Annotated in this window: 1 protein-coding gene, 2 tRNA genes and 5 rRNA genes; all 8 read left to right on the top strand. The window is 45.9% G+C overall.

The window, feature by feature from the left end:
* Positions 1–32: 32 nt before the first annotated feature.
* The 8 genes from rrf (AC1DG9_RS20865) (at position 33) to rrf (AC1DG9_RS20830) (ending at position 6,768) form a co-directional block, all read left to right on the top strand.
* Positions 33–144: ribosomal RNA gene (gene rrf / locus AC1DG9_RS20865) — 5S ribosomal RNA — on the top strand.
* 83 nt (positions 145–227) lie between these two features.
* Positions 228–339 (top strand): 5S ribosomal RNA (rrf, locus tag AC1DG9_RS20860).
* 94 nt (positions 340–433) lie between these two features.
* A complete protein-coding gene (locus tag AC1DG9_RS20855) occupies positions 434–982 on the top strand; it encodes a GNAT family N-acetyltransferase (RefSeq protein WP_172660334.1) in 549 nt (182 codons plus the stop codon).
* A gap of 590 nt (positions 983–1,572) precedes the next feature.
* Positions 1,573–3,094, top strand: a 16S ribosomal RNA gene (locus tag AC1DG9_RS20850).
* Positions 3,095–3,272: 178 nt separating this feature from the next.
* Positions 3,273–3,347, top strand: a tRNA-Ile gene (locus AC1DG9_RS20845).
* Positions 3,348–3,365: 18 nt separating this feature from the next.
* Positions 3,366–3,442, top strand: a tRNA-Ala gene (locus AC1DG9_RS20840).
* A 224-nt stretch (positions 3,443–3,666) separates the two neighbouring features.
* Positions 3,667–6,544, top strand: a 23S ribosomal RNA gene (locus tag AC1DG9_RS20835).
* 112 nt (positions 6,545–6,656) lie between these two features.
* Positions 6,657–6,768: ribosomal RNA gene (gene rrf / locus AC1DG9_RS20830) — 5S ribosomal RNA — on the top strand.
* Together the 16S, 23S and 5S rRNA genes with 2 tRNA genes alongside form the textbook arrangement of a ribosomal RNA operon.
* Positions 6,769–6,773 lie beyond the last annotated feature (5 nt).

Genomic DNA, 6,773 nt, shown 5'->3' with positions numbered 1-6,773 from the left:
ATAGGAAACATACAAGATAACTTTAAAAATATTTAGGTGCCTATATCGGTGGTGTCCACCTCTTCCCATTCCGAACAGAGAAGTTAAGCCCACCAGAGCCGATGGTACTGCGGTAACACGTGGGAGAGTAGGTCGGTGCCAAATCTTAATCAAAACCCTGTAGCTAAACGCTGCAGGGTTTTATTTTAACCATAACAAAGAACTCTATTAAAAGATATTTAAAATATTTAGGTGCCTATATCGGTGGTGTCTACCTCTTCCCATTCCGAACAGAGAAGTCAAGCCCACCAGAGCCGATGGTACTGCGGTAACACGTGGGAGAGTAGGTCGGTGCCAAATCTTAATGAAGCCTGTAGTTAATCACTACAGGCTTTTCTTGTTTGTAGCATTTTGAACCAGGCTTTTATATATTTGTTTAAATCAGATTTAGGGGATGAGCTCAAATGACATTTATATTTTTAAGTCGGAAAGATTAGGTTTTAGAGATTGGCTTGAAAGTGATATAGATAAACTGGCAAGTATAAATACAGATCCAGATGTAATGAAGTTTTTTCCGGGTATCCAATCTATGGAGCGAACCCGGCAGTTTGTAAGAAGAATGCAGGATTTGTTACGAGAAAGGGGTTTTTGCTACTTTGCAGTAGAAGAATTAGATACAAGGGAATTTATAGGGTTTATAGGATTATCTATTCAAAGCTTTGAATCTGATTTTACACCCTGCGTTGATATAGGATGGCGCTTAGATACAAAGAAATGGTATAAAGGCTTTGCTACTGAAGGTGCAAGGAGATGTATAGCTTATGCTTTTAAAGATTTAAAACTAAAATCAATAAATGCAATAGCTCCTAAAGTTAATGCGCCATCTGTAAACGTAATGCAGAAGATCGGGATGAAAGAAATAAAGATTTTTAATCATCCTTTACTTGAATCTAATGAAACGCTTAGAGAATGCGTACTATATGAGATAGTAGATAACCAGTAAAATGTTATCTTCTGGTAGAATTAATGAATTTCTAAACGATACGTATTGATCTTTTAAGCCCTCTCTGTTAATTTTTCTGGTTGTGGTTTAGCGAGTTAGGGATAATTTGTAAGAAATAGTGTATAAATGTTTGCGTGGTGGCTGAATTTTCCTACTTTTGCATCCCGCTTCGGAGGAAGGGAAACAGTGAAAAAGGAATGTGAAAAAGAGTTTCAAAAAAGATTTGCAAAACAGAAAAAGATTTCTACCTTTGCAGTCCCAAACAAAACGGGAGTTACCAAACGGAGTTTGTTAACAGAATAAAAAAAGATTGAAATAAAGGAATGGTTAAACAGAAAGCGGGGAGCAATACGACCCTGCAGAAACACAGATCATGATTTTAAAGATATAAGAAGGGGATCCGTGAGGTGACCCGCGAAGTTCATTAAAGAGATGTCATTTATCAACGTAGCGAGGTAAGAAAGTACAGATTCAAAGTACATGAAACCTGCGCTATTATTTTCGAGTCAAGTTCTGACAGACAATACAAAAAAAGAATACAGACTATTATTAACAAGTTAAGAATGGTCAGYGATTCAAACTAACATTTTACAATGGAGAGTTTGATCCTGGCTCAGGATGAACGCTAGCGGCAGGCCTAATACATGCAAGTCGAACGAGATTAAGGGGCTTGCTCCTTATGAAAGTGGCGCACGGGTGCGTAACGCGTATGCAACCTACCTCAATCAGGGGGATAGCCCGAAGAAATTCGGATTAACACCGCATAAAAACACAGGATAGCATTATCTAATGTTCAAATATTTATAGGATTGAGATGGGCATGCGTGTCATTAGCTAGTTGGCGGGGTAACGGCCCACCAAGGCGACGATGACTAGGGGATCTGAGAGGATGACCCCCCACACTGGTACTGAGACACGGACCAGACTCCTACGGGAGGCAGCAGTAAGGAATATTGGTCAATGGAGGCAACTCTGAACCAGCCATGCCGCGTGCAGGAAGACAGCCCTCTGGGTCGTAAACTGCTTTTATTCGGGAATAAACCTTATTACGTGTAATAAGCTGAATGTACCGAAGGAATAAGGATCGGCTAACTCCGTGCCAGCAGCCGCGGTAATACGGAGGATCCAAGCGTTATCCGGATTTATTGGGTTTAAAGGGTGCGTAGGCGGCTTATTAAGTCAGGGGTGAAAGACGGTGGCTCAACCATCGCAGTGCCTTTGATACTGATGAGCTTGAATGAACTAGAGGTAGGCGGAATGTGACAAGTAGCGGTGAAATGCATAGATATGTCACAGAACACCGATTGCGAAGGCAGCTTACTATGGTTTTATTGACGCTGAGGCACGAAAGCGTGGGGATCAAACAGGATTAGATACCCTGGTAGTCCACGCCCTAAACGATGAATACTCGCTGTTAGCGATATACAGTTAGCGGCTAAGCGAAAGCGTTAAGTATTCCACCTGGGGAGTACGCCCGCAAGGGTGAAACTCAAAGGAATTGACGGGGGCCCGCACAAGCGGAGGAGCATGTGGTTTAATTCGATGATACGCGAGGAACCTTACCCGGGCTTGAAAGTTAGTGAATTATCTAGAGATAGATAAGTGAGCAATCACACGAAACTAGGTGCTGCATGGCTGTCGTCAGCTCGTGCCGTGAGGTGTTGGGTTAAGTCCCGCAACGAGCGCAACCCCTATGTTTAGTTGCCAGCACGTTAAGGTGGGGACTCTAAACAGACTGCCTGTGCAAACAGAGAGGAAGGAGGGGACGACGTCAAGTCATCATGGCCCTTACGTCCGGGGCTACACACGTGCTACAATGGATGGTACAGAGGGCAGCAAGCTGGCAACAGCAAGCAAATCTCAAAAAGCCATTCACAGTTCGGATAGAGGTCTGCAACTCGACCTCTTGAAGTTGGATTCGCTAGTAATCGCGTATCAGCAATGACGCGGTGAATACGTTCCCGGGCCTTGTACACACCGCCCGTCAAGCCATGGAAGTTGGGGGTACCTAAAGTATGTAACCGYAAGGAGCGTCCTAGGGTAAAACCGATAACTGGGGCTAAGTCGTAACAAGGTAGCCGTACCGGAAGGTGCGGCTGGAATACCTCCTTTCTGGAGTAGACTAGACTACTCGCTACGTAAATGATATAATGACAAAAGATCTCAAAAAAGAAAACCCATAGGATGAAGCGAAAGTAAAGTGCTCCATACTGTAAGCAGGKGATATGAGTTAAGCATAGGATTTGTGAAATGAGAAATCAGCACTCATAAAGCCATGCGAAATGAATAGAGTCCCGTAGCTCAGTTTGGTTAGAGCACTACACTGATAATGTAGGGGTCAGCAGTTCAAATCTGCTCGGGACTACATAAGATTGAATCTTAAGGGGGATTAGCTCAGCTGGCTAGAGCGCCTGCCTTGCACGCAGGAGGTCAACGGTTCGACTCCGTTATTCTCCACCATCACCGGTACCTGTTATAAAAGGTACAGAAATAGGAAGTAGGAATACTTTCCGGGATAGAAAAGTTCTTTGACATATTGGAAGAAGTTAAAAAAGAAGAGCAAACAACAATAGAGACGTTGTTTGATCTGAGGAATGCCAAAAGCAAGCAATTGCATGGGGTATACTGAAGAGAAGACGACAATCAAAAAAAGCATTTCCATAGGCGCAAAAGGCTATGGAGAGAAGAAAGTAAATAAGAGCACACAGGGGATGCCTTGGCTCTCAGAGGCGATGAAGGACGTGATAAGCTGCGATAAGCACTGGGGATTAGCAAATATGAATTGATCCGGTGATTTCCGAATGGGGAAACCTGGCTGGTTGAAGACCAGTCGTATATATACGCAAACCTGCCGAACTGAAACATCTAAGTAAGCAGAGGAAGAGAAAATAATAATGATTTCCTAAGTAGTGGCGAGCGAACGGGAAAGAGCCCAAACCAGCTATGTTACGGCATAACTGGGGTTGTAGGACTACGATATGATTATAATGCAATGAAGTGGAACAGGATGGGAAGCCTGGCAATATAGAGTGAGAGCCTCGTACACGTAAGTACCATTAGTCTAGTAGTATCCTGAGTACCGCGAGGTCGGAGACGCCTTGTGGGAATCTGCCGGCACCATCCGGTAAGGCTAAATACTCCTGAGAGACCGATAGTGAACCAGTACCGTGAGGGAAAGGTGAAAAGAACCCCGAACAGGGGAGTGAAATAGAACCTGAAACTGTGTGCTTACAAGCGGTCGGAGCGTCCAGGTGGCGTGACGGCGTGCCTTTTGCATAATGAGCCTACGAGTTACTCTTCTCTGGCAAGGTTAAGTGTTTAAGACACGGATCCGAAGCGAAAGCGAGTCTGAATAGGGCGTATAGTCAGGGGAGGTAGACGCGAAACCTTGTGATCTACCCATGGACAGGTTGAAGGTGCGGTAACACGTACTGGAGGACCGAACCGATAAACGTTGAAAAGTTTCCGGATGATCTGTGGGTAGGGGTGAAAGGCTAATCAAACTGGGAAATAGCTCGTACTCCCCGAAATGTTTTTAGGAACAGCGTCGTGGTKRAGTTAAATAGAGGTAGAGCTACTGATTGGGTGCGGGGGAGTCAAATCCTACCAAATCCAGACAAACTCCGAATGCTATTTAATATACACGGCAGTGAGGCGCGGGGTGCTAAGGTCACGCGCCGAGAGGGAAAGAACCCAGACCATCAGCTAAGGTCCCCAAGTTACAGTTAAGTTGAACTAACGAGGTCCGATTGCATAGACAGCTAGGATGTTGGCTTGGAAGCAGCCATTCATTTAAAGAGTGCGTAACAGCTCACTAGTCGAGCGATCGGGCATGGATAATAAACGGGCATTAAACAGTACACCGAAGCTATGGGTAATATTAATATTACGGTAGGGGAGCATTCCAGCGGCAGCGAAGCTATGACGTAAGTTGTGGTGGAGCTTCTGGAAAAGCAAATGTAGGCATAAGTAACGATAAGGCGGGCGAGAAACCCGCCCACCGAAAGGATAAGGTTTCCTGATCAACGCTAATCGGATCAGGGTTAGTCGGGGCCTAAGGAGAACCCGAAAGGGATATTCGATGGACAACGGATTAATATTTCCGTACTTTTTATAACTGCGATGTGGGGACGGAGTAGTGACACTGCCGCGATCTGACGGAATAGATCGTTGAAGGCTGTAGGTATTGGACYGGTAGGCAAATCCGCCGGTCTAGCTGAASGCTGATAGTACCGCAAACCTTCGGGGGCGTGGATAGTGCAGGTAATCAGACTTCCAAGAAAAACCGCTAAGCTTCAGGTTATAAAAACCCGTACCGCAAACCGACACAGGTATCCGGGAAGAGAATTCTAAGGTGCTCGAGTGAATCATGGCTAAGGAACTCGGCAAAATGGCCCTGTAACTTCGGGAGAAGGGGCGCTGGTAGCAATATCAGCCGCAGTGAAAAGGCCCAGGCGACTGTTTAACAAAAACACATGGCTTTGCAAAATCGAAAGATGAAGTATAAGGCCTGACACCTGCCCGGTGCTGGAAGGTTAAGAGGGGATGTCATCCKYAMGGAGAAGCATTGAATCGAAGCCCCAGTAAACGGCGGCCGTAACTATAACGGTCCTAAGGTAGCGAAATTCCTTGTCGGGTAAGTTCCGACCTGCACGAATGGTGTAACGATCTGGGCGCTGTCTCAGCCATGAGCTCGGTGAAATTGTGGTCCCGGTGAAGACGCCGGGTACCCGCAACGGGACGGAAAGACCCCATGCACCTTCACTACAATTTAACATTGACATTGGATACAGGATGTGTAGGATAGGTGGGAGACTATGAAGCGGCGTCGCCAGGCGTCGTGGAGTCAACGTTGAAATACCACCCTTTCTGTATTCGGTGTCTAACTCTGCCACGTGGAGGACATTGTTTGATGGGTAGTTTGACTGGGGTGGTCGCCTCCAAAAAGGTAACGGAGGCTTTCAAAGGTAAGCTCAATACGCTTGGTAACCGTATGAGGAGTGCAATAGCATAAGCTTGCTTGACTGTGAGACATACAAGTCGATCAGGGTCGAAAGACGGATATAGTGATCCGGTGGTTCTGCATGGAAGGGCCATCGCTCAAAGGATAAAAGGTACGCTGGGGATAACAGGCTGATCTCCCCCAAGAGYTCATATCGACGGGGAGGTTTGGCACCTCGATGTCGGCTCGTCACATCCTGGGGCTGGAGAAGGTCCCAAGGGTTCGGCTGTTCGCCGATTAAAGTGGCACGCGAGCTGGGTTCAGAACGTCGCGAGACAGTTCGGTCCCTATCTGTTGTGGGCGTTGGAATTTTGAGTGGGGCTGACCTTAGTACGAGAGGACCGGGTTGGACTAGCCTCTAGTGAATCTGTTGTTCCGCCAGGGGCATTGCAGAGTAGCTACGCTGGGAATAGATAAGCGCTGAAAGCATCTAAGTGCGAAACTAGCCACGAGATGAGAATTCCATATAGGACCGTAGCAGACTACTACGTTGATAGGTTACAGATGTAAAGATGGTGACATCAAAGTCGAGTAATACTAATAATCCGAAGCTTTCAAGAGCAGTAAACTGTTGTTTGTTCTTCAAAACTTAACTTCTTTCAATAATATGTCATCGTTATGGCGTATGGAGCTGAATAAAAYAGGAAACATACAAGATAACTTTAAAAATATTTAGGTGCCTATATCGGTGGTGTCCACCTCTTCCCATTCCGAACAGAGAAGTTAAGCCCACCAGAGCCGATGGTACTGCGGTAACACGTGGGAGAGTAGGTCGGTGCCAAATCTTAA

It is taken from the genome of Pedobacter sp. 05L430 (assembly GCF_056397585.1).
The sequence above is the reverse complement of the archived record's forward strand: the minus strand, read 5'-3'. Positions and strand labels throughout refer to the sequence as shown.